Consider the following 22011-nt stretch of genomic DNA (forward strand, 5'->3'; position numbering starts at 1 on the left):
GGACCTGTTCACCTCCCGGCCGGTTGCGGACCACGGCTCTGCCCCTGCTCCCCGTCGCCGTGCTCCCCGTGTCCCTGCTGCTCGCTCCGCTGCTGGGCGAGGCTCCGCCGGCGCGCGTTGAACTCCTCGACGTTGCGCTGGTGCTCGGCGTAGTCGGCGGTGAATCGTGTGTCACCGGGCTTGACCGTGACGAAGTACAGCCAGTCGCCCGGCGTCGGGTTGTACACGGCGCGCAGGGCGTCCTCGCCGGGGCTGTCGATGGGGGTCGGCGGAAGGCCCATGCGCTGGTAGGAGTTGTACGGGCTGCCGATCCGCGTGTCCTCCGCGGTGGTGCGGACGGTGCTGCGGCCGAGGCCGTAGTTCAAGGTGGAGTCCATCTGGAGCGGCATGCCCTGCTCCAGCCGGTTGAAGACGACCCGCGCCACCTTCCCCATGTCGGCCTTGGTGGCGGACTCGGCCTGCACGATGCTCGCGATGGTGACCGCCTGGTAGAGGCTCATCGCGGTACGGGGGGCGCCGGCGGCGACCGGCGCGGCGGAGAACTTCCTGTTCGCCGTGGAGACCATGGCCGACAGCAGCGACCGCGGGGTCGTCCGCTCGTCGACCGGGTACGTCGCCGGGAACAGATAGCCTTCCGGATTGCCCTCGGCCGCGTCCGGCAGCTTCAGGCCCGCCCCGGCGGCCGCCTGTTTCGTACTGCCGGGGGGCAGCGCGAGCGCCTTGTCCACGGCGGCGTACACCTGGACGGCCCGCCAGCCCTCCGGGATCACCAGCGTGCGCGGGCGCGCCGCCCCGTCGTCGCGCAGGGTCAGCAGCGGCACCACCACGGCGGTGCCGGCCAGGGCGGCCCCGGACACGAGGAGGACCAGCCGGCCCCGCCGCGTCAGTTTGACGGTCTTCCGTGACGGAGTGTTCGTCTGCATGCGGGCACGGTAACCCTCCAGGGTCCCCAAACCCGGCATATCGTCATTTTGTCGGCACTCAGCGGGCAGTGGCCTGCTCGGGCCCCGCGCTCGCGGCGCCTGCCGCGGCCGGGGGCCGGGCCACCGGCGGGCCGTCAGGTCGTCGGTTCCAGCCGGGCGTCGCGGCGGACCAGCGCCGCGTACCGTCCGTCCAGTGCCAGCAGTTCTTCGTGCGTACCGCGTTCGGCCACGCGGCCGGAGTCGAGGACCACGATCTGGTCCGCGTCGCGGACGGTGGACAGGCGGTGCGCGATGGTGAGCGTGGTGCGGTTGGCCGACAGCGCGTCGATGGCCTCCTGGACGGCCGCCTCGGTCCGGGTGTCCAGGGCGCTGGTGGCCTCGTCGAGGATGAGGACCGGCGGGTCGCGCAGGATGGTCCGGGCGATGGCCAGGCGCTGTTTCTCGCCACCGGAGAACCGGTGGCCGCGCTCGCCGACGACGGTGTCGTAGCCGTCGGGAAGGGCGGCGATGTGGTCGTGGATCTGGGCCGCCTTCGCGGCCGCGTGCAGTTCCTCGTCCGTGGCGTCCGGCTTGGCGAACCGCAGGTTCTCGGCCACCGAGGCGTGGAAGAGGTACGTCTCCTGCGAGACCACCCCCACCGCGCGGGCGAGCGTGTCGAAGTCCAGGTCCCGCACGTCCACGCCGTCCAGCGTGACCCGGCCCCCGCTCACGTCGTACAGCCGGGGAACCAGATATCCGAGCGTGGACTTGCCGGCTCCGGTCGGACCGACGACGGCGAGGCTGCTGCCCGCCGGGACCGTGACGTCGATGCCGTCGAGAATCGGCGCCTCCTGGGAGCCCTGGTGCTTCTGGTACCCCAGGCCCGCCTTGACCCCCAGGTCCGTCCTGTCACCCTTCCCGCCCCTGTCGCCCCTCTGTCCCCGGCCGTCCCGGCTGCCGCTGTCGTCGTAGCGGAAGGTGACGTTCTCGAAACGGACTTCGCCCTTGACGCGGTCGAGGCGGACCGGCCGCTCTCGCTCGGTGATGTCGATCGGGAGGTCGAGGTACTCGAAGATGCGCTGGAAGAGGGCGAGGGAGGTCTGGATCTGCACACCGGTCGCCAGCAGGCTCACGGTCGGCCGGAACAGGCCCTGCTGGAGCGAGACGAAGGCGACGATCGTGCCCAGGGAGACCTTCGGACCGCCGACCTGGAGCGCGACGCCCGCGGTCCAGTAGATGACGGCCGGCATGGCGGCCATGACGACGGTGATGACGGCCATGCGCCAGCGCCCGGCCATGTTCGACCGCACTTCGAGACCGACCAGGCTCTCCGACTCCGCCGCGAACGACGCGGTCAGCGAGTCGGAGCGGCCCATCGTCCGGCCGAGCAGGATGCCGCTGACGGAGAGCGACTCGGTCACCGTCGCGGCCATCGCGGCCATCTGCTTCTGCCGCTGTGTGGTGATCTTCTTCCGCTCGTTGCCCACCCGGCGGCTGATCCACACGAACACCGGGAGCAGCAGCAGGGAGACGACGGTCAGCCGCCAGTCGAGCGCGGCCATCGCCACGATCGTGGCAACCACGCTGGTGAGGTTGGAGACCAGCGAGGTGGCGGTGGAGGTGACGGTGGCCTGCATCCCGCCGATGTCGTTGGCGATGCGGGACTGCACCTCACCGGTGCGGGTGCGGGTGAAGAAGGCGAGGGACATGCGCTGCAGACGCCCGTAGACCGCGGTGCGCAGGTCGTGCATGACGCGCTGGCCGACGGTCGTGGAGATCAGGGTCTGCAGCACACCGAAGACGCTGGTGAGGACCGCGCTGAGGATCATGCCCGCGGCGAGCAGGCTGAGCAGGCCGGTGCGGCCCTGCGGGATCGCGACGTCCAGGGTCTCCTTCAGCAGGAAGGGCGTGGCGACGGAGACCAGCGACGCCGCGCCGACGAGCAGGCCGACGACCGCGAGACGGCCGCGGTAGGGGCGGAACAGCCCGAGGATGCGGCGGACCTGCCGGGGCTGTTCCTTCGCGTCGGCGGGCGGGGTCCAGGAGGGTTGACGGTCGGGGTGCATGGGCTCCTACGGGAGTGAGTGGGCTCTGCGCGCACCGGCCGGGCGTGCGGTCGGCGGCGGCTTTCCTGATGCTAGCTCATTGTTACCTATGCTCATAATGAACGTCATCCTGATATTGTTCCCGTATGACGACCCCCGACGCCGACGGCCTCCTCGCCGAGCAGTTGCTGCTGCTCACCCGGCGGGTGCACCGCATCCAGAAGCGCCATCTGGAACAGCGCTCCCTCGGCATCACCCCGGCGCAGTCCCGGCTCCTGCGCACCCTCGCGCGCTTCGGGGAGCCGCCGCGCATGGCGGATCTCGCCGCGTCGCTGGAGGTCGTGCCGCGCGCGGTGACCACGCTGGTGGACGGACTGGAGGCGAGCGGGAAGGTGCGCAGGGTTCCCGACCCCGCCAACCGCCGTGTGACCCGCATCGAGTTGACCGACGACGGGCACGGCGCACTGCGCGAATTGCACGGAGTGCGCCGGACCGCCGCCGAGGAGATCCTCGCGCCGCTGACCGACCCGCAGCGTGCGGCCCTCGGTGAGCTGCTGGACACCCTCGTGGGCACGACGCCCGCACGGGGGCACCGCTGCTGAAGGGGGCACGATGGCGCGATGGAGGGCGCGCGCCTGAACGCCTACGGGGCGGGGCGCGGCCACGGGCGTGTCGGCAACAGGCTCGATCTTGCGGTTACTCGGCCGGAACACCGGCACCGCGCCTGCCGGTCCGCACGCGGACCGCCGAACTGCTCCCGTACGTGGCCCGGCCTGCTGTTCCTGGAGCCTGACCGGTCGAACTGTTCCTGAAGGTGAACGGGCCGCCTGTCCTGTGGCCGGACCGGCCGAACCGTTCCTGGAGATGAACCGGCCGACTGGCCTCTGGCCGGACCGGCTGACTGTGCTGTACGCGGGACCGCCGAACTGTTCGTGTCCCGTGTGCGGACCGGCGAACGGCCCGCCGACCGGCCTGCGGCGGCTACGCCCGCAGTTCGGCCTTGTCCCCCATCACGACCACCGGCTTGTCCTTCGGATCCAGCCTGCGCAGCAGGTACTCCATGGCCGACTCCGGAACACTGACGCAGCCCAGCGTGCCGTCGCCGTGGTCCAGGTGCAGCCAGATGCCACCGCCCTTCTTCTGACCCTGCGGGCGGGTCGGATCGTCGGGGCGCGTGCCCGGCCTGCGGTTGTAGTCGATGGCGATGACGTAGTCGAAGTCGTGCCAGTGGGCCTCGTCCCAGTAGTACGGGGTCGCGAAGGCGTCCTCGTCCTGGGTGTACGGCAGTCTGGTGCCGGGGTCGTCGAGGAGACCGCCGGCGTCGGAGAGCGTGAACACGCCCACGGGGCTGCGCTCGTCACCCTCGCGGTGGTTGGGGTTCCACCCCTGCTTGCCGTTGTGCGCGGCCCAACTGTCGACCCGCTGCCACGCCGTGCCGTGCTTCTCGTACAACACCAGGGTGGAGTCCGGGGAGTTCTTGCCCTCTCCGTACACCACCACCACCTGCCGGGTGTCCGCCGGGACCCGCTGCCACATCCGCTCGCCCACCCCCGGAACGCGGGCCGGCTTCGCCGTGGGACTGGGCCGGGCGGTCCCCGTGGGGCCTCCCGGTCGGGGGACGTCTCCGTGGCGGACCTCGGTCCGCGGGCCACCACACGCGGCCAGAGCCGTCAGAAAGAATCCACAGGCCGTCATCGCGACCATCGCATGCCTTACGCCGCCTCTTCGCATGAACCCATGGTGGGCACCGTGGACCTGACGATCTACTCGACGTTGGTCCAAACAGCCTTATTCGCTTCTCTTTGGGGGGTGCCGGGCGCGCCGGACAGGCCCGGAGCGGGGGTCGAGGAGGTACGGGAACACGGCCGCAGGGGTCCCGGACGGCCGTCACGGATCCGAGCCCCCTGCGCGACACCCGGGCGGCCGCACACGCACCCGTGGGCCGAGCGCGCGGGCGGCCGTCCGGCACGGCAGCGCACGCGTGGCCTGTCGGCACGGCCCACGTGCGCGCGTGGCAGGCCGGGATGGCGGTGCGCGCGTCACCGGCCGCATGCCCGGCTGCACGGGGCCGATCGCCACGGCCGGCGCGCGGGCGGACCTACCGATCCGGTCGGCGTGCACGGGACCGATCGCCGCGACCGACACGCGCCTGAACCCACCGATCCGATCGCCGTGCAGGGTGGGCCGACCGCCGCGACCGACACGCACGTGAACCCACCGATCCGATCGCCGAACACGGGGCCGGTCACCGCGGCCGGCGTACGCGTGGCGTCGGCCCGGTCGCGGCCCGCTCGGCGTGCGCGGACGTCAATCCCGTTGCCCCGCGGTGGAAAACCGCTTGCCTTCGACGACTCGGCGAAGCGAACCTGTCACGGTTCGTCGCCGCCGTCGCGGCCCTCCCCCGCCCCTGACCCGAACCACTGGGACGTCATGCAGATTCACGACCTTCCGTATCCCGACCCGGGCGTGCCGGACGCGCGCTCGGGTCCCCGATTCCTGTGGTGGCTGGGGCGGAACCAGATCGGCGGCCAGCTGAGAGCGCTGGCCTGGGGGCTGCTGCACTTCTCCTCCGTCTCCGCGCTGCCGTTCTGCGTAGGACTCGCCGTCCAGGCGGTCGTCGACCGCTCGGGCACCCGGCTCGCCCTCAGCGGCGGCCTGCTCGCGCTGGCCTGCGCGGGCAACGCGCTCGGCGACACCTTCCTGCACCGTGCCGCCGTCACCAACTGGATCACCGCTGCGGCCCGCGTCCAGCAGCTCCTGGCCCGCAAGACCGCCGAGTTGGGCTCGGCCCTGACCCGTCGGGTAGCCGCCGGCGAGGTGGTGGCCGTCTCCACCGGGGACGTCGAGAAGATCGGCTGGTTCGTGGAAGCCGTGTCCCGCTTCACCGCGGCCGCCGTCACCATCGTGCTGGTCTGCGTCGCCCTGCTCGTCTACCAGCCGGCGCTCGGCGTGGTCGTCGCCGTGGGCCTGCCCGTCCTGGCACTCGCCGTGCTCCCGCTGCTCCCGCGCGCCACCCGGCGCGCCGACGTGCAGCGCGAGAAGGCGGGCCGCGCCACCGAGCTGGCCTCCGACACCGTGGCCGGCCTGCGGGTCCTGCGCGGCATCGGCGGCGAGGAACTGTTCCTCGACCGCTACCGCCGCGCCTCCCAGGAAGTCCGGCAGGCAGCCGTGCGCAGCGCTCGCATGTGGTCCCTGATCTCCGCCGTCCAGGTGCTGCTTCCGGGACTGCTGCTGATCGCGGTCGTCTGGTACGGCGTGCACCTGGCCCGCGCGGGCCGGATCACGGTGGGCGAACTCGTCACCGTCTACAGCTCCGTCATGGTCCTCACCTACCCGCTGCGGCACTTCGAGGAGATCGCCATGGCGTACTCCTTCTCCCGGCCGTCGGCCAAACGCGCGGCACGGGTGCTGTCGCTGGAGCGGACCGCCGCCCCGCAAGCGGCTCCCGCGGACGAGCGGGCCCCCTCCTGCCCGGCGCAGGCCCCCGCGGGGGACCTGCGTGACCCGGCGACGGGGCTGCTGGCGCCCGGTGGACGTCTGACCGCCGTGGTCTGCGGCGACCCGGACGAGGCGGGCCGGCTGGCGGAACGCCTCGGCGGCCACCCCGGCGAGCCCGGCCCGTCGGTGCTCCTCGGTGGCACACCCCTCGACGCACTGCCGCTCGACCTGGCCCGTACGGCCGTCCTGGTGCAGGACAAGGATCCGGTGCTGCTGTCGGGTTCGCTGCGGGAGCTGCTCGACGTGCCCGCCTCGGGTGAGGTCACCGCGGAGGCGGCGCTCGGGGCGGCCCAGTGCGGTGACGTCCTGGAGGCCCTGGCGCAGGCATCACCGGTCGCCGGGGACCCGATGGACGTCCGGATCACGGAACGCGGCCGTTCCCTGTCCGGAGGCCAGCGCCAGCGGCTGGCCCTGGCCCGGTCCCTCGTCACCGACCCCGAGGTACTGGTCCTGGACGAACCGACCTCCGCCGTCGACTCCCACACCGAGGCCCGGATCGCGCAGGGCCTGCGGGACCTCCGTGACGGGCGCACCACCGTGGTCTTCACCTCGTCCCCGCTGGTCCTGGAGCGCGCCGACCGCGTGGTGCTGCTCCACGAGGGGACGGTCGCCGCGGTGGGCACCCACCGCGACCTCGTGCACACCGACCCCCGGTACCGGGCCGTGGTGACACGCGAGACGGACCAGGAGCGCGCGGCACACGACCACGGTGCGGAGCGACGCGCCTTGAAAGACGGGCAACACGGCCTGAGTGACGGGCGACGCGCCCTGGGCGACACGAGTGACACGGAACCCGCGGCGGCCGGCGGACCGCACCACGACGGCAGGCCCGCCCTCCGGGGCGCGCTCGAAGAGCTGGAAGAAATCGACGAGCTGGAAGAGATCGAGGAGACCGCATGATCGGCGTGGCCCCGCCGTCGTACGACCCGGCGGCCCCGACGACGGCCGACACCCTGCCCGTCGGCGCCCCCGCGACCGTACGCGCCTACGTGAAGGAGCTGCTGCACCGGCACCGCCGGGAGTTCGGCCTGCTCGTCACGGTCAACACGGTCTCGGTCCTCGCCTCCATGGCAGGTCCGTGGCTGCTCGGCGGCCTGGTCGACCGGGTCTCGGACGGGGGCAGGGAACTCCGCCTCGGTCTCACCACCACACTGTTCGTCATCGCCCTGCTCGTCCAGGCCGCGTTCGTGCGCGAGGTGCGGCTGCGCGGTGCGATGCTCGGCGAGCGGATGCTGGCCGACCTGCGCGAGGACTTCCTGGTCCGGGCGGTCGGTCTGCCGCCGGGGGTGCTGGAGCGGGCCGGCACCGGCGACCTGCTCTCGCGCATCACCACGGACATCGACCGGCTCGCCAACGCGATGCGCGAGGCCGTGCCCCAGCTGGCGATCAGCGTGGTGTGGGTGGCACTGCTGCTGGGTGGCCTGGTCGTCACCGCGCCGCCGCTCGGCGCGGCCGTGCTGCTCGCCCTGCCCCTGCTGGTGGCCGGCTGCCGCTGGTACTTCCGGCGGGCGCCGTCCGCCTACCGGTCGGAAGCAGCGGGGTACGCCGCGGTGGCCGCCGCGCTCGCCGAGACGGTCGACGCGGGACGCACCGTGGAGGCACACCGGCTCGGCGCGCGCCGGATCGCTCTGTCGGAGCGCCGCATCAAGGAGTGGACGGCGTGGGAGCGCTACACGCTGTGGCTCCGGTCGGTGTTCTTCCCGGTCATCAACGTCACCCATGTGACGGTCCTCGCCTCCGTGCTCATGGTCGGGGGCGTGTTCGTGCTGCAGGGCTGGATGGGGGTCGGCCAGCTCACGACCGGTGCCCTCGTCGCGCAGATGCTCATCGACCCGGTGGGGCTGATCCTGCGCTGGTACGACGAGCTCCAGGTCGCTCAGGTGTCGATCGCGCGGCTGGTCGGCGTCCGTGACATCGAGCCGGAGGGCGGAGACGGGTCGCTCGCGCCTGACGGACGGGAGGTGCACGCGGACCGGGTGCGCTTCGGCTACCGCGAGGGCGTCGACGTACTGCGCCAGGTGTCCCTGAAGGTGGCCCCCGGCACCCGGCTGGCCCTGGTCGGTCCCTCGGGCGCCGGCAAGTCCACGCTGGGACGGCTGCTCGCCGGTATCTACGCACCCCGGGACGGCCGGATCACCCTCGGCGGCGCCGAGTTGTCGCGGATGCCCGCGGAAGCGGTCCGCTCCCACGTGGCCCTCGTCAACCAGGAGCACCACGTGTTCGTGGGTTCGCTGCGCGACAACCTGCTGCTCGCCCGCACCGACGCGGCGGACGCCGAGCTGTGGGCGGCGCTGGGCGCGGTGGACGCCGACGGCTGGGCCCGCGCCCTCGGCGAAGGTCTGGACACGGAGGTCGGCTCGGGCGCCCTCACGCTCACTCCGGCCCAGGCGCAGCAGATCGCGCTGGCCCGGCTGGTCCTGGCCGACCCGCACACCCTGGTCCTGGACGAGGCGACCTCGCTCCTGGACCCGCGGGCGGCCCGCCACCTGGAACGGTCCCTGGCCCGGGTCCTCGACGGGCGCACGGTCGTGGCCATCGCCCACCGGCTCCACACCGCACATGACGCGGACGTGATCGCCGTGGTCGAGAACGGCCGGGTCAGCGAGCTGGGCAGCCACGACGAACTGGTCGCGGCGGACGGCGCGTACGCGGCGCTGTGGCGCTCCTGGCACGGCTGAGCCAAGGAGCGGGACCGGGGTCCGGGCGGCCCGAGGCGGGCGGCCGCCCGCCTCGGCGGGCGCCGCATCCCGTGGCACTCGCCGGTCACCGCACGGGTCGGACAGGGCACGGGTGGCCCCGGGGACGCCGTCGACGAAAGGTGCACGGGCGGAGCAGGGCCCGTGGGCGGCGTGCCGTGGCCGTGCCGTTGCGCGGTGCCGAACAGGGGTGGAAGGCTGGAATGAGGCAGCGGCTCGGGGAGCGCCCTGGAACCGTCCGGCGCGCGCCGGGCGGCGAGAGAACGGGCCCGTCCCCACCACCTGGAGGTACCCGTGGACAGCGCCGACGGATGGGGAGACGACGTCTACCAGCCCGATGACGACTCCGAGATCAAGGAAGACACCGGAGTGCTGGACTCGGAGGACACCCTCGAGTACGACGGTGTCGACGATCCGCTGGACCGTGGCTGGTCGCCTCCCGAGCGGCCGTGGGCCGTGGAGCACACCGGGGTGACCGCGGCGGAGCGCCGGCAGGGCGAGACACTGGAGCAGCGTCTGGCCGAGGAGCTGCCCGACCTCGCTCCGCCGGACGGCGACGGCATCGGCGACTGCGACGGCTCCGACGGGGAACTCCTGGACAACGAGGTCGGTGCCGCCCGCTCCGGCCGCCTCGTCGCCCCCGACGAGGGCGCCCACGAGGACGAGGAGAGCGCGCTGGTCGCCATGGACGTCGGGATCGACGGCGCGGCCGCTTCCGCCGAGGAGGCGGCGATGCACGTCGTCGACGAGGACACCCTGTACGGCTGACGCGGCCCGCCCGCCGCCGTCGCCGCTTCCCGCGCCACCGCCGCACGACGAGGAGCATCCATGCAGCAGGACAAGCACCCCGACTACCACTCCGTGGTCTTCCGCGACCGGGCGGCGGGCTACGCGTTCCTGACCCGTTCGACCGCGGTCAGTGACCGGACGATCGACTGGGACGACGGGAAGAGCTACCCGGTCGTGGACGTGGAGATCTCCTCGGAGAGCCATCCCTTCTACACAGGCCAGGCCCGCACGGTGGACTCCGAGGGCCGCGTCGCCCGGTTCGAACGCCGCTACGGCGGCGGCTCGGGGCAGAGCCGGGACGAGAGCTGACAGCGGCCACCGCCACCACTGCGGTCCGGTCCGCCGTCCGCGCACGGCGCGGGCGCGGGACCGCAGGGGCGACGAGCGGCTCAGATGACGTTCAGCGCGGCCGCGCAGCCCACCCCACCCAGCAGCATGAACACCGGCATGAGCACCTTCAGCTCGACCCAGCTGCCCGCCCGGAAACGCATGGCCTTGGGCGGTCCGATGGGGTACCAGCGCCTGCGGCCCAGCGGTATCGGCCACAGGATGGGGCAGCCGGAGACGGTCAGCGCGTCCCCGATGTCGTGCACCAGCGCGCCCAGCACGATCGGCAGCCCCAGCCACAGGTACTCCTGGCCCGGCGCCGTGAAGAGCCAGTCCGAGCCGTTGCCGGGCCGGTCGAGGATGCCTGCGAGGATCCAGGCGCTCGTTCCGGCCAGCAGCCACACCAGGACGTCGCTGCTGGAGCCGCGGGCCGCCCGCCACAGCAGGCCCTCGATGGCCAGCACCATGTGCGCGAAGAGGATGGCGAGCACCGCCCAGCGTCCGCCGGTGATCGCCAGGGCCGAGGCACCGGCACCGATGAGGACCGCCCACAGCCAGGTGTGGGTCAGCGTCCGGTGTCCACCGGAACGGCGCGGGTCGCCCTTCTTCCGGGTCGCCTTGTAGACGGCGTAGGAGAGCTTGTCGACGATCTCGCATAGCCAGTGCGACAGGGGGCCGAAGGCCCGTGAGATGGTGGCGGCCTTGTGGTCCAGGTCCGGGGCGAGTGCCGCCCCGGCGCAGATCAGCGCACCGACCAGCAGGACGGGCCAGGGCATCGCGTGCCCGGCCGCAGCCGTCGCCGCTCCGACCCCGAGCCAGGCCGCGGCGCCCGACAGTGAGTGTGCTGGTCCCATCATGGCCGTTGTCCGCCCCATTCGTCGTGTGCTGCCGCCCAGTTGGCCCGGTACGCCGTGAGGGCGCCGGCCACACAGCGTAGCGGTCGTGATCTTCCTTCCGGCAGCCGATTCCCGTCCGGGCCGGGCGGCCAGGCAAGATGGGTGCGTGACCCTCATCGATCAGCTGCCGCCGACCGCCGACCCCGACGCCCTCTACGAAGCCTTCGAGTCGTGGGCCCAGGAGCGGGGTCTCACGCTCTACCCCCATCAGGAGGAGGCGTTGATCGAGGCGGTCTCCGGGGCGAACGTGATCGTGTCGACGCCCACCGGCTCCGGCAAGAGCATGATCGCCGCCGGTGCGCACTTCGCGGCCCTGGCCAGGGACGAGGTCACCTTCTACACGGCGCCGATCAAGGCACTGGTGTCCGAGAAGTTCTTCGAGCTGTGCAAGCTGTTCGGCACCGAGAACGTCGGCATGCTCACCGGCGACGCCTCCGTGAACTCCGACGCGCCCGTCATCTGCTGCACCGCCGAGGTCCTTGCCTCGATCGCCCTGCGTGACGGCAAGAACGCCGATGTCGGCCAGGTCGTCATGGACGAGTTCCACTTCTACGCGGAACCGGACCGCGGCTGGGCCTGGCAGATTCCCCTGCTCGAACTTCCGCAGGCGCAGTTCGTCCTGATGTCGGCCACGCTCGGCGACGTCTCGTTCTTCGAGAAGGACCTCACCCGCCGCACCGGCCGGCCCACCGCCGTGGTCCGCTCGGCGACCCGACCGGTGCCCCTGTCGTACGAGTACCGGCGCACCCCGCTCACCGAGACGCTCACCGAGCTGCTGCAGGCGCGGCAGGCGCCCGTGTACATCGTCCACTTCACACAGGCACAGGCGGTGGAGCGGGCGCAGGCGCTGATGAGCATCAACATGTGCTCCCGTGAGGAGAAGGAGCAGATCGCCGAGCTGATCGGCAACTTCCGTTTCACCACGAAGTTCGGCCGCAACCTCTCCCGGTACGTCCGGCACGGGATCGGCGTCCACCACGCCGGCATGCTGCCCAAGTACCGGCGGCTGGTGGAGAAGCTGGCGCAGGCCGGTCTGCTGAAGGTGATCTGCGGCACGGACACGCTGGGCGTCGGTGTCAACGTCCCGATCCGTACGGTGCTGTTCACGGCCCTGACCAAGTACGACGGCAGCCGGGTGCGCACGCTGCGCGCCCGGGAGTTCCACCAGATCGCGGGCCGGGCGGGGCGTGCGGGTTTCGACACGGAGGGCTTCGTCGTCGCACAGGCCCCCGAGCACGTCATCGAGAACGAGAAGGCGCTCGCCAAGGCCGGCGACGACCCGAAGAAGCGTCGCAAGGTCGTCCGCAAGAAGGCGCCCGAGGGTTTCGTCGCCTGGTCGGACACCACCTTCGACAAGCTCATCGCCTCCGAGCCGGAGCCGCTGACCTCCCGTTTCCGCGTGACGCACACCATGCTGCTGTCGGTGATCGCGCGCCCCGGCAACGCCTTCGAGGCGATGCGGCACCTGCTGGAGGACAACCACGAGCCGCGCAGGCAGCAGCTGCGCCACATCCGGCGGGCCATCGCCATCTACCGGTCGCTGCTGGACGGCGGCATCGTCGAGAAGCTCGACCAGCCGGACGCCGAGGGCAGGATCGTCCGCCTCACCGTCGATCTCCAGCACGACTTCGCGCTCAACCAGCCGCTGTCCACCTTCGCGCTGGCCGCGTTCGAGCTGCTCGATCCCGAATCGCCGTCCTACGCGCTGGACATGGTCTCCGTCGTGGAGTCCACGCTGGACGACCCGCGGCAGATCCTGGCGGCCCAGCAGAACAAGGCGCGCGGCGAGGCCGTGGCCGCGATGAAGGCGGACGGCGTCGAGTACGAGGAGCGCATGGAGCGCCTGCAGGACGTCAGCTACCCCAAGCCGCTGGAGGAACTCCTCTTCCACGCGTACAACACCTACCGCAAGAGCCACCCGTGGGTCGGCGACCACCCGCTGTCGCCCAAGTCCGTGATCCGGGACATGTACGAACGGGCCCTGACCTTCACCGAGCTGGTGTCCGTCTACGAACTGGCGCGGACCGAGGGCATCGTCCTGCGGTACCTGGCCAGTGCCTACAAGGCGCTGGAGCACACCGTCCCGGACGACCTGAAGTCCGAGGACCTGCAGGACCTGATCGCCTGGCTGGGCGAGACGGTGCGCCAGGTCGACTCCAGCCTGCTGGACGAGTGGGAGCAGTTGGCGAACCCGGAGGAGATGACCGCCGAGGAGGCACAGGAGAAGGCCGATCAGGTCAAGCCGGTCACCTCCAACGCGCGCGCCTTCCGTGTCCTGGTCCGCAACGCGATGTTCCGCCGCGTGGAACTCGCCGCCCTCGACCAGGTCGAGGAGCTGGGCGAGATGGACGCGGAGACCGGCTGGGACGCCGAGGCGTGGGGCGAGGCCATGGACAAGTACTGGGACGAGTACGAGGATCTGGGCACCGGCCCCGACGCCCGCGGCCCCAAGCTGCTGGTGATCAAGGAGGAGCCCCAGCACGGGCTGTGGCGCGTACGGCAGATCTTCGACGACCCGAACGGCGATCACGACTGGGGCATCAGCGCGGAGGTCGATCTTGCCGCCTCGGACGCCGAGGGCCGGGCGGTCGTCCGGGTGACCGCTGTCGGACAGCTCTGAAGGGACGTCGGTCAGCCGGGAACGCGTCCCGGTCAGCCGTGAGCACAGGAGAATCCCACCCATGACGAACCCGGCCGAGAGGCTTGTCGATCTGCTCGACCTGGAGCAGATCGAGGTCAACATCTTCCGTGGCCGCAGCCCGCAGGAGTCCCTGCAACGGGTCTTCGGCGGCCAGGTGGCGGGCCAGGCCCTGGTGGCCGCGGGACGCACCACGGACAGTGACCGCCCGGTGCACTCCCTGCACGCGTACTTCCTGCGGCCCGGCCGGCCGGGGGTGCCGATCGTGTACCAGGTCGAGCGGGTGCGGGACGGACGGTCCTTCACGACCCGCCGGGTCACCGCGGTGCAGCAAGGCCGCACGATCTTCAATCTGACCGCCTCCTTTCATCACGCCGAAGAGGGTGGTTTCGAGCACCAGCTGCCGCCCGCCCGGAAGGTTCCGCCCCCGGAATCCCTGCCGACGGTCGCCGAGGAGGTCCGCGAGCACCTGGGCGTGCTGCCCGAGCAACTGGAGCGGATGGCACGCCGCCAGCCCTTCGACATCCGGTACGTGGACCGGCTGCGCTGGACCGCCGAGGAGATCGAGGACGCCGAACCGCGCAGCGCGGTGTGGATGCGCGCGGTCGGGCCGCTCGGCGACGACCCTCTGGTGCACACCTGCGCGCTGACCTACGCCAGCGACATGACGCTGCTCGACGCGGTGCGTCTGCCCGTCGAGCCGTTGTGGGGTCCGCGCGGCTTCGACATGGCCTCGTTGGATCACGCCATGTGGTTCCACCGGCCCTTCCGGGCGGACGAATGGTTCCTGTACGACCAGGAGTCCCCGGTCGCGACGGGCGGGCGGGGTCTGGCCCGCGGTCGCATCTACGACACGGAGGGGCGTCTGCTCGTCTCGGTCGTCCAGGAGGGACTGTTCCGCCCGGTGTAGACGGTCGGCCGCCGCCGTTCGGCGCCGGTGGCGGACGCCGGCTCCGGGCGGCGCCGGGAGCGTGACCGGGGAGGTCAGGCGCCTCTGCGGAAGAACCGCCCGAGCAGACCCCTCGACGGGTCCTCCCGGGTGGGCTCCCGCCTCCCGTCCGGTGCGGGCCGTGCGTCCTGCGCCGCTCCTCCGTCGGAATGCCGGAGCGCCGGGCGCGGCGCGGGACGGTGTTCGCGCGCCTCCGTCACCGCGCCCGCCAGGTCCGCCCGGAGCCAGGCGATCTCATCGGGGTCCTCCGCCGTGGTGATCCGCTCGGTGAGGTGGGCGGTGGGCGAACCGTGGGGCCCGTGCGCGGGCGGCCGGGCTCGGAAGCGGTTCAGGTGGGCGCGTTCGCAGGGGTCGCCGACGGTCTCGGCGACCTGGAGCGGGTCGAGCAGTGAGGCGAGCGCGGCGGCCCGCTCCCACGGATCCCCGGCCTGCCGCAGCAGGAAGCCGAGGTACCGGCCGCGCCAGTTGCGCGGGCGCAGGTCCAGGCCCGCGTGCAGCTGGTCCCGCAGTGACTCCGGCAGCGGCCGGTTCAGCAGCGGGGCGTTGTTCGGGTCGGCCGCGAATCCCTCGAGTTCGTCGGCCAGGTACAGCCACACCACGGCCAGGTACCTGTTGACGTAGAAGTCGACGGGCACCACCAGGCCGAGGCGGGCCAGGCGGGTGAACCGGTCTCTGGTCACCCCCATGACCTCCGTGGCCTGCCGGGTGCCGACGACGGCTTCCGCCCGCTTGCGCAGTGCCTCGGGGAAGTCCTGCTGAGCGCGGAGCCGCTCGATCTCCTCGCGTGCCACCCGGCGGCCGCCTCCGCCTTCGTCGGGGAGCGTGCGGATGTGGCCGAGGCGCACGGCGATGTCGAACTGGCGGCGGTTGAGGCCGAGTTCGCGGGCGGCCCGGCTCTGACTGAAAGTCGTCGTGTCGCGCTTCCCCGCGGCGGGGCGGGGCGCGGGTGTGGACTCATGCGTGATGGTGTCGCCGGACATGTTCGTCCCCCGTGGAGTGAGTGGCTCGCGTCTGCCGCGCTCGCCTGTGAAAAACGGTAGCCGCGGCGGCGAATCTCCGCTCGGGCCTGTGGACAACTCCGGGGAAGAAGCGAACGCGCTGGTCAGAGGTCTGTCGCAGGGCCGCTTTCACGTCGCCGGGTCGCCACGCCGAGGTGCTCACCGACCCGGTTCACCAGCAGGGTCATCTCGTAGGCGATCAGCCCGATGTCGGCCTCGGCGCCGCTGAGGACGCACAGGCAGCTGCCCGCGCCGGCCGCGGTGATCAACAGCACCGCGTCGTCGAACTCGACCATCGTCTGCCGCACCGAACCCGCGCCGAAGTGACGTCCTGAGCCCTTGGCCAGGCTGTGCAGCCCGGACGAGACGGCGGCGAGATGCTCGGCGTCCTCCCGCCGCAGGCCCGTGCTGGCTCCCGTGACCAGCCCGTCGGTGGACAGGAGTAAGGCGTGCCGGACGTGTTCCACCCGTTCGGTCAGGTCGTCCAGCAGCCAACCGAGTGTGTGTTTCTGCTCCATGATGCTGTCGCCCCCCTGTGTGGTCTCCTCCTGGCCGGAGGATCTCCCGCCAGCCTTCACCACTGTCACTGCCCCGGCAAGGAGGATGGGGGCATGGCAGACAAGATGACCGACGAGGAATGGCGGGCGTTCGTTTCGTACGGCACCCGCACCGCCAAGCTGACGACCGTCCGGGCCGACGGAAGCCCACACGTGGCGCCGATCTGGTTTCTGCTCGACGGGGACGACGTGGTTTTCAACACCGGGAAGGACACGGTGAAGGGCGGCAATCTGGCACGTGACGGCCGGTTCGCGTTGTGCGTGGACGACGACCGGCCGCCGTTCGCCTTCGTGGTGGTGCAGGGACGCGCGCATCTGTCCGAGGATCTGGACCAGGTCCGGCACTGGGCCGCCCGGATCGGCGCCCGGTACATGGGCGAGGAGCGCGCGGAGGAGTTCGGTGCGCGCAACGGCGTCCCGGGGGAACTGCTGGTCCGGGCCAGGATCGACAAGGTCGTGGCGGTGCGGGACGTCGCGGACTGATCCGGTCCGCTTCCCGGCCCCGGCAGGCCATGCGTCCGCGGCCCCCTTCAGCCCGGCGGGTCGCGGCCTGCCTACGGTGCGCATCCGTTCGGCAGGGGCCGCATGACCATCGAGTACGCCACGAAGTACCGGACCCGCTCGTACCCGACGGGCCGGGTCGGATCGCCCCCCGCCCGCACATGCGCGCAGTGACATCACCCGATGCGGTGGGCAATCATGCACGGCATGAGTGACGACCACACGCGCGTACAGGAGTTCTTCACCGCCCGCGCCGCGGACTGGGACAGCAGGTTCCCTGACGACGGGCCCGCCTATGCCGCCGCGGTCGCCGAGCTGGGGCTTTGCCGGGGCGGCCGTGTGCTCGACGCCGGATGCGGGACCGGACGCGCCCTGCCGCCGCTGCGCGCCGCCGTGGGTGGCTCCGGCGTGGTCGTGGGGGCCGATCTGACCCTCGCGATGCTGGAGGCGGCCCTACGGGCCGGCCGCGACCGGGGCGGGCGACTGGTGCTCGCCGATGTCGCGGCGCTGCCGTTCGGCTCGGAGTCGTTCGACGCCGTGTTCGCGGCGGGTCTCGTCGCACATCTTCCTCACCCGGCCGAAAACCTGCGGGAGTTGCGGCGCGTGGTGCGGCCCGGGGGCAGCCTGGCGCTGTTCCACCCGATCGGCCGGGCGGCGCTCGCGGCACGACAGGGGCGGCGCGTCACGCCGGACGACCTGCGCGCGGAGCCCAACCTCGGGCCGCTGCTGGCGGGGGCGGGGTGGCGCATGACGTCGTACGCCGACGAGGACGCCCGTTTCCTCGCGCTGGCCGTCCGCGAGGACTGAGGCCGACCGCGTCCCCGCGCACCCGCACCCGCACCGCCGACACCAGCGGCTCACGCGGGCCGGTCGCCGATGCCGTGTCCGGGCAGGTCGACGAAGACGCTGCGCCTGCCCACGAGTTCCGGGCGCGCCGCGATGTGCGGGTGGCAGACGGACGAGTCCGCACCGAGCCAGTGCCCGTGCACCCGGGCTGGTTCGCGCCGGGTGTCCCGGTCCAGCGGATCCGGCCGCCCGCATCGTCGAACTCGGTCACCCTCGTGCTCACCCTCCGTCGGTGCGCCGAACCGGTGCGGCGGGACATCACCGACGGGAACCGCTGGTCCACCGCCCCGGCCCTCCTCAGACACCTGGACGATCCCGCCGCCCAGGCGACCGTGCGCGGCGCAGGCCGGTCCTCGTCGAGACGCCGTCGAGCCTCTTCCACAGGTGACCGGCCCTTCGGGCCGAGGAACTGGACGCCCCCTTCCGGCGGGGCATCCTCACCGTCGCGCGGGCCGCGCCCCGGGCGGAACCGGCCCGGCCGCGGGCCACGGCCGGCTCACTGGCCGGTGCGGTCGCCCGCCGAGTCGCTGATGTGCCGCACGGGGCAGCCCCGGAGCCCGGGCACCGGACGGGTCCCCAGGTCGGCCACCCGGTAGCCGTCCGGATAGCTCTTGATCTCCCAGTTCTGCCGCGCGAAATGCGGTGCGCGGCGCGGTGGCAGCAGCCTGACGGCGCGGCCCCGCGCGCGGACCGCACGGCGTACGAGCGCTCGGGTCAGCTCGGACGGCGGGTCGTACCGGAATGCCCTGAGCAGCGGTTCGTCGAGCAGGGCGAGGGTGGCGCCGCGCAGGAGGGGCGCGAGGGGGCGCGGATACCAGGACGTCATCAGGTCGAGCGTGGCGTCGGAGACCGTGCGGGCCTGCTCGTCCCAGCCGAAGTGCGCCTTCTCGTAGGCGTCGAGGTGTGCCTCGAACTCCTCGTACGACTCGGGGATGTCCTTGATGCCCATGTGGCGGCCGAGCGTACGGTAGTGGACGGCGGCGGCCACGGTCTCGTGCCGGGAGAGCCTGCGCCAGCCGTACGCGTCGATCCACCGCTTGGGCATCACGACGAACGTGCACAGCACATAGCGCATGTCGTCGTTGCTGATGTCGTAGCTGCGGTGCATCTGGTTGATGCGCCGGATCGCGGTGCGGCCCGGTTCACCGGTGAAACCGTGCTCGACGACGGTGTCCAGGAGCAGTGCCGTGTCGTCGTACCGTTTCTGGGCGCGGTCGGTGAGTTCCGCGGTCTCGGCCAGCAGCCTGCCGATGCTCGGGACGGCGTACGTCCGGTAGAGGGCCAGTTCCAGGGCGCGGGTGAAGTCCCAGGGGAACTCGTACGCCGCGGTGAGCCGGTGGATCTCGGTCGCCTCGGCCACCGGGTCCATCCGGCGGATCTGCTCCAGCCTCTGGTACCGCTTCTGCACGCCGCACCCCTTCTTCCCGGTCGCCCTTCAACTCTACTGTGCGTAGCGGCATATGAGCCATCGGTGGAGAAGCGGTGCGCGAAGTGCGCAGCAGTCGGCACGCGGTGCGGTCGTTTGCCCCCTCCGGGGAGGAAAACTGCAGGTCCGACAGGTGACGCGGGCCGTGACAACCGCCTTCCCCGCGCACTAGGGTGCGCGCCGTTGGACGAACCGATGGGGAGGCTGGGATGGCCGGGACGGACGAGGAGGCCGTCACCGCCGCGGATGACGCGCTCTATGTGCTCACGGCGGTGCTGCTGACGCCGGCGCAGTTCCCGAGCGTGCTGGGCGACGACTATCCCGAAGCCTGCGCGGCGCTCGGTCTGGCCCCGGCGGCGGACGGATACGGGCTGGTGCTCGGTCAGGACGGTGCGGGGGCACGGTGGACGGTCGTCGTCGACGACGTGTCACTGGTGGCCGTGGCCATCGCCTCCTGGGACTGCGGCATGGAGTACGACCTGTCGCCGGACGAGCGCACGGTCGTCGCCGCGCTGCCGGGCTGGCCGCTGGCCGTCGCGGTCGCGGCGCCGGGTGTGCCCGCACCCCATGATCCCGCCCCGGAGGCGGGGTACGGTCCGCTGCTGGTGCCGCCCGACACCAGCACCTGGGGGCCGGCGCAGCGGCGCCTGGGCGCCGACGAGATAGCCCTGCGCTGGACGGCGTGGCGGGAACAGCTCGACGACGACGCCTTCGCCGCCCCGCGCGGGCGGAGCGGCGATGCGCCGGGCGCGAGCGGCGACGCCGGCGCAGCGGACCGGGAGGCAGACGCCGGCGCGGCCCGGGAAGACGGGCAAGACGACAGAGCGCGGGAAAGCGACCAGGGGCGCGGGTCCGCGACGGGGGGCGGCACGCCGAGCGGACCCGGGGATGAGGCTCTCCCGGGGCACCGGGCCGTCCGGCGTGTCCTGGCGGAGGCGCGTGCGTACCTGGACTCGCCGCCTCCGGTGGGCCGCGTCCGGTCCTCCTTCGCCCCGGGCGAGGCGCGGACCCTGCGCGCCGACGGACCGGGCTGGTCGATGGTGGCCCGGACCGACGACATCGCGTTCGTCCTCCTCGACGAGGAGCCCGGTGAGGTCCATCCGGTCGGCCGGGGGCCCGAGCTGCCCGGCCTGCTGCAGGCCCTCGACAAGCTGGCGGTACGCCCCAGTTGAACAGCTGCGCCGTCCCTGGCCGACGTCCCGGGCGGGGCGGCTCACGCGGCTCCCCGCCCGGACGGGCAACCGCCGGGCGGACGCGCGGCTGACCCTGCGCGGCGACGGCCGGGGGCCGGGCAGCCGTGCCTCAGCGGCCGAGTTCCTTGCGGGTGACGCGGCGGAGCCTGCGGCGCTGGGAGGGGTCCAGCGCGAGGTAGGCGGCGGCCGGGACGCCGAGGACTATGAGGAGCGCGGCCCACCAGGGCAGCCAGATCCACAGGATCAGTCCGACCGCCACTCCGCCCACAGCGATCTTCGCGTTCTTCGACATCTGTCGCCTCCTTCGCGGCCACTGCCGCTCTCTGTCGTGGAAACGGTTGCGCGGCTCGGGCGGTTCCGGGCCGCACCCCCAAGACGTCCCCTGGATACCCCTGAGAGATCCCGGAGTCCCGTCCCCTACGGGTCTGCCCCTGGACGGGGCGCCCGGTACGAACGGCGGCCGCCGCGCCGCTCCACCGACGGCTGTTCCGCCCCGGCTACTCCGCCCTGAGCGGTTCCCCCACCTCGTACAGGTGGCGCAGGGCCTGCCGGTAGGAGTCGACGAGGCCGGTCTCCGCATAGGGGATGCCCAGGTCCCGGCAGTGGGCGCGCACCAGGGGCTGGGCGAGCCGCAGGTGCGGGCGCGGCATGCTGGGAAAGAGATGGTGCTCGATCTGGTAGTTGAGTCCCCCGAGGAACCAGTCCGTCAGGACGCCGCCGCGGATGTTGCGGGAGGTGAGCACCTGACGGCGCAGGTGCCCCCAGCGGTCACCGTTCGGGTCGGGCATCTCCATGCCCTTGTGGTTGGGCGCGAAGGCGAGCCCCAGGTGCAGTCCGAACAGCGCCTGGTGCACGGCGGCGAACGCCAGGGCCTTGCCCGGTGACAGGACGGCCAGCAGCAGCGCCGAGTAGACCACCACGTGGGCGACGAGGAGGGTGCCCTCCACCGCGCGCTCCCGGGGGGACTGGCGGCGCAGGTCCTGGAAGCCGTGCACCTTGAGCGCGATGCCCTCCAGGAGGGTGAGCGGGAAGAACAGCCAGGCCTGGTTGCGGGTGAGCCAGCGGCGGAAGCCCTGCCGGACACCGGCCTGTCCGCCCGTGAAGACGAGTACGTCGGCGGCGACGTCCGGATCCTTTTCTATGTGGTTGGGGTTGGCGTGGTGCCGGTTGTGTTTGGCGTTCCACCAGGAGAAGCTCAGGCCGAGCAGGAGATTTCCGTGCACCAGCCCGATCACCCGGCTCACCGCCTTGTGGCCGGTGATCTGCGCGTGGCCGGCGTCGTGGCCGATGAAGGCGGTACGGGCGAAGAGCACGGCGAAGGGCACCGCCAGGAGCAGGGCCCACCAGGAGTCGCCGATCAGGAAGAGCCCCGCGACGACCGCGGCGAGGGCGAGCGCGTTGCCGGTGATGACGCGCGCGTACCAGCCATGGCGTCGGCCCAGCAGTTCCTGGCTCCTGACGGTGCGGAGCAGGGGCGCGAATTCGCTGCCGCCGGCGGACGGTCCGCCGGCCCTTTCGGCGATACCGTCCGCGACGGTTGCGGCGGGCTGTGGCATGGCGGGGTCTCCGGTCTCTCGGTATCGGCCTGACCTGAGCAAACGTAGGGATCGAGGTCCTGTGCCGACCATGGCGCCAGCACCCGGGCACGCCGGGGGGTCACCTGCAGGCGGGGCGGGGGGCCGCCCCAGGGGGGACGGGGGGCTGGCAGCACCTCTGCCTCCGGTGGCGCACGTCACTGCCGCACCGCCCC

General features: G+C 72.3%; 19 protein-coding genes and 1 pseudogene. 10 read left to right on the plus strand and 10 right to left on the minus strand.

Annotated features, from left to right (window positions below):
• Nucleotides 1-8: 8 nt before the first annotated feature.
• Together mltG and IG64_RS11475 are read right to left on the minus strand one after the other, a co-directional pair.
• The gene (gene mltG, locus IG64_RS11470) at nt 9-923 is read right to left on the minus strand and encodes an endolytic transglycosylase MltG (protein ID WP_037854815.1); all 915 of its coding nucleotides are present in this window, start codon (nt 921-923) and stop codon (nt 9-11) included.
• A 134-nt stretch (nt 924-1057) separates the two neighbouring features.
• Nucleotides 1058-2968: an ABC transporter ATP-binding protein gene (locus IG64_RS11475; protein WP_037854714.1), complete on the minus strand. Its 1911-nt coding sequence runs from the start codon at nt 2966-2968 to the stop codon at nt 1058-1060.
• 125 nt (nt 2969-3093) lie between these two features.
• On the opposite strand from IG64_RS11475, the gene IG64_RS11480 reads away from it, so the two are divergent.
• Nucleotides 3094-3549, plus strand: a complete 456-nt coding sequence (locus tag IG64_RS11480; RefSeq protein ID WP_037854715.1) for a MarR family winged helix-turn-helix transcriptional regulator — start codon at nt 3094-3096, stop codon at nt 3547-3549.
• A gap of 379 nt (nt 3550-3928) precedes the next feature.
• Here the strand turns inward: IG64_RS11480 and IG64_RS11485 are convergent, their stop codons facing one another.
• On the minus strand, nt 3929-4678 hold the full coding sequence (locus tag IG64_RS11485; protein WP_037854716.1) for a L,D-transpeptidase family protein: 750 nt from the start codon (nt 4676-4678) through the stop codon (nt 3929-3931).
• Nucleotides 4679-5377: 699 nt separating this feature from the next.
• On the opposite strand from IG64_RS11485, the gene IG64_RS11490 reads away from it, so the two are divergent.
• From IG64_RS11490 to IG64_RS11505, 4 genes are all read left to right on the plus strand, one after another.
• Nucleotides 5378-7345 (plus strand): ABC transporter transmembrane domain-containing protein, encoded by a 1968-nt coding sequence (locus tag IG64_RS11490; RefSeq protein WP_037854717.1) that lies wholly within the window; start codon nt 5378-5380, stop codon nt 7343-7345.
• Entirely contained in the window at nt 7342-9123 is a 1782-nt protein-coding gene (locus IG64_RS11495) for an ABC transporter ATP-binding protein (protein WP_037854718.1), read from the plus strand. Before IG64_RS11490 ends, IG64_RS11495 begins: the two co-directional genes overlap by 4 nt.
• A gap of 312 nt (nt 9124-9435) precedes the next feature.
• Nucleotides 9436-9909: a DUF5709 domain-containing protein gene (locus IG64_RS11500; RefSeq protein WP_037854719.1), complete on the plus strand. Its 474-nt coding sequence runs from the start codon at nt 9436-9438 to the stop codon at nt 9907-9909.
• Nucleotides 9910-9969: 60 nt separating this feature from the next.
• Nucleotides 9970-10239: a type B 50S ribosomal protein L31 gene (locus IG64_RS11505; protein WP_037854720.1), complete on the plus strand. Its 270-nt coding sequence runs from the start codon at nt 9970-9972 to the stop codon at nt 10237-10239.
• 80 nt (nt 10240-10319) lie between these two features.
• On the opposite strand, the gene IG64_RS11510 is transcribed toward IG64_RS11505, so the two are convergent.
• A complete protein-coding gene (locus IG64_RS11510; RefSeq protein ID WP_037854721.1) occupies nt 10320-11114 on the minus strand; it encodes a metal-dependent hydrolase in 795 nt (264 codons plus the stop codon).
• A gap of 145 nt (nt 11115-11259) precedes the next feature.
• Here IG64_RS11510 and IG64_RS11515 point away from each other — a divergent pair, with 145 nt between their 5' ends.
• Complete coding sequence (locus IG64_RS11515; protein WP_037854723.1) at nt 11260-13773, plus strand: DEAD/DEAH box helicase; 2514 nt, start codon at nt 11260-11262, stop codon at nt 13771-13773.
• Nucleotides 13774-13834: 61 nt separating this feature from the next.
• On the plus strand, nt 13835-14701 hold the full coding sequence (locus tag IG64_RS11520) for an acyl-CoA thioesterase (protein WP_037854725.1): 867 nt from the start codon (nt 13835-13837) through the stop codon (nt 14699-14701).
• Nucleotides 14702-14775: 74 nt separating this feature from the next.
• On the opposite strand, the gene IG64_RS11525 is transcribed toward IG64_RS11520, so the two are convergent.
• Nucleotides 14776-15720, minus strand: a complete 945-nt coding sequence (locus IG64_RS11525; protein WP_037854726.1) for a DUF6397 family protein — start codon at nt 15718-15720, stop codon at nt 14776-14778.
• A gap of 122 nt (nt 15721-15842) precedes the next feature.
• Complete coding sequence (locus IG64_RS11530) at nt 15843-16256, minus strand: roadblock/LC7 domain-containing protein (RefSeq protein ID WP_037854727.1); 414 nt, start codon at nt 16254-16256, stop codon at nt 15843-15845.
• A gap of 93 nt (nt 16257-16349) precedes the next feature.
• On the opposite strand from IG64_RS11530, the gene IG64_RS11535 reads away from it, so the two are divergent.
• Complete coding sequence (locus tag IG64_RS11535) at nt 16350-16778, plus strand: PPOX class F420-dependent oxidoreductase (protein WP_037854729.1); 429 nt, start codon at nt 16350-16352, stop codon at nt 16776-16778.
• Nucleotides 16779-17003: 225 nt separating this feature from the next.
• The gene (locus IG64_RS11540) at nt 17004-17603 is read left to right on the plus strand and encodes a class I SAM-dependent methyltransferase (RefSeq protein ID WP_037854816.1); all 600 of its coding nucleotides are present in this window, start codon (nt 17004-17006) and stop codon (nt 17601-17603) included.
• Nucleotides 17604-17656: 53 nt separating this feature from the next.
• Here the strand turns inward: IG64_RS11540 and IG64_RS38660 are convergent.
• Together IG64_RS38660 and IG64_RS11545 are read right to left on the minus strand one after the other, a co-directional pair.
• Nucleotides 17657-17901 (minus strand): annotated as a pseudogene (locus tag IG64_RS38660) (hypothetical protein); the annotation flags it as partial.
• Nucleotides 17902-18138: 237 nt separating this feature from the next.
• Nucleotides 18139-19011, minus strand: a complete 873-nt coding sequence (locus IG64_RS11545) for an oxygenase MpaB family protein (RefSeq protein WP_051812691.1) — start codon at nt 19009-19011, stop codon at nt 18139-18141.
• 266 nt (nt 19012-19277) lie between these two features.
• On the opposite strand from IG64_RS11545, the gene IG64_RS11550 reads away from it, so the two are divergent.
• Nucleotides 19278-20240: a hypothetical protein gene (locus IG64_RS11550; protein WP_037854732.1), complete on the plus strand. Its 963-nt coding sequence runs from the start codon at nt 19278-19280 to the stop codon at nt 20238-20240.
• Between the two features lie 130 nt (nt 20241-20370).
• Here the strand turns inward: IG64_RS11550 and IG64_RS11555 are convergent, their stop codons facing one another.
• Both IG64_RS11555 and IG64_RS11560 read right to left on the minus strand, forming a co-directional pair.
• A complete protein-coding gene (locus IG64_RS11555; RefSeq protein WP_037854733.1) occupies nt 20371-20553 on the minus strand; it encodes a hypothetical protein in 183 nt (60 codons plus the stop codon).
• 205 nt (nt 20554-20758) lie between these two features.
• The gene (locus tag IG64_RS11560; RefSeq protein ID WP_037854735.1) at nt 20759-21817 is read right to left on the minus strand and encodes a fatty acid desaturase family protein; all 1059 of its coding nucleotides are present in this window, start codon (nt 21815-21817) and stop codon (nt 20759-20761) included.
• Nucleotides 21818-22011: the final 194 nt, after the last annotated feature.

Source organism: Streptomyces sp. NRRL S-340, assembly GCF_000720185.1.
GTDB lineage: Bacteria > Actinomycetota > Actinomycetes > Streptomycetales > Streptomycetaceae > Streptomyces.

Excerpts from the sequence above, each read along its gene's own strand:
- IG64_RS11535 (WP_037854729.1), top strand. The coding sequence starts at position 16,350 with ATGGCAGACAAGATGACCGACGAGGAATGGCGGGCGTTCGTTTCGTAC.
- IG64_RS11525 (WP_037854726.1), bottom strand. The coding sequence starts at position 15,720 with ATGTCCGGCGACACCATCACGCATGAGTCCACACCCGCGCCCCGCCCC.
- IG64_RS11475 (WP_037854714.1), bottom strand. The coding sequence starts at position 2,968 with ATGCACCCCGACCGTCAACCCTCCTGGACCCCGCCCGCCGACGCGAAG.
- mltG (WP_037854815.1), bottom strand. The coding sequence starts at position 923 with ATGCAGACGAACACTCCGTCACGGAAGACCGTCAAACTGACGCGGCGG.
- IG64_RS11540 (WP_037854816.1), top strand. The coding sequence starts at position 17,004 with ATGAGTGACGACCACACGCGCGTACAGGAGTTCTTCACCGCCCGCGCC.
- IG64_RS11560 (WP_037854735.1), bottom strand. The coding sequence starts at position 21,817 with ATGCCACAGCCCGCCGCAACCGTCGCGGACGGTATCGCCGAAAGGGCC.
- IG64_RS11555 (WP_037854733.1), bottom strand. The coding sequence starts at position 20,553 with ATGTCGAAGAACGCGAAGATCGCTGTGGGCGGAGTGGCGGTCGGACTG.
- IG64_RS11545 (WP_051812691.1), bottom strand. The coding sequence starts at position 19,011 with ATGGACCCGGTGGCCGAGGCGACCGAGATCCACCGGCTCACCGCGGCG.
- IG64_RS11530 (WP_037854727.1), bottom strand. The coding sequence starts at position 16,256 with ATGGAGCAGAAACACACACTCGGTTGGCTGCTGGACGACCTGACCGAA.
- IG64_RS11505 (WP_037854720.1), top strand. The coding sequence starts at position 9,970 with ATGCAGCAGGACAAGCACCCCGACTACCACTCCGTGGTCTTCCGCGAC.
- IG64_RS11495 (WP_037854718.1), top strand. The coding sequence starts at position 7,342 with ATGATCGGCGTGGCCCCGCCGTCGTACGACCCGGCGGCCCCGACGACG.
- IG64_RS11520 (WP_037854725.1), top strand. The coding sequence starts at position 13,835 with ATGACGAACCCGGCCGAGAGGCTTGTCGATCTGCTCGACCTGGAGCAG.
- IG64_RS11550 (WP_037854732.1), top strand. The coding sequence starts at position 19,278 with ATGGCCGGGACGGACGAGGAGGCCGTCACCGCCGCGGATGACGCGCTC.
- IG64_RS11485 (WP_037854716.1), bottom strand. The coding sequence starts at position 4,678 with ATGCGAAGAGGCGGCGTAAGGCATGCGATGGTCGCGATGACGGCCTGT.
- IG64_RS11510 (WP_037854721.1), bottom strand. The coding sequence starts at position 11,114 with ATGATGGGACCAGCACACTCACTGTCGGGCGCCGCGGCCTGGCTCGGG.
- IG64_RS11490 (WP_037854717.1), top strand. The coding sequence starts at position 5,378 with ATGCAGATTCACGACCTTCCGTATCCCGACCCGGGCGTGCCGGACGCG.
- IG64_RS11480 (WP_037854715.1), top strand. The coding sequence starts at position 3,094 with ATGACGACCCCCGACGCCGACGGCCTCCTCGCCGAGCAGTTGCTGCTG.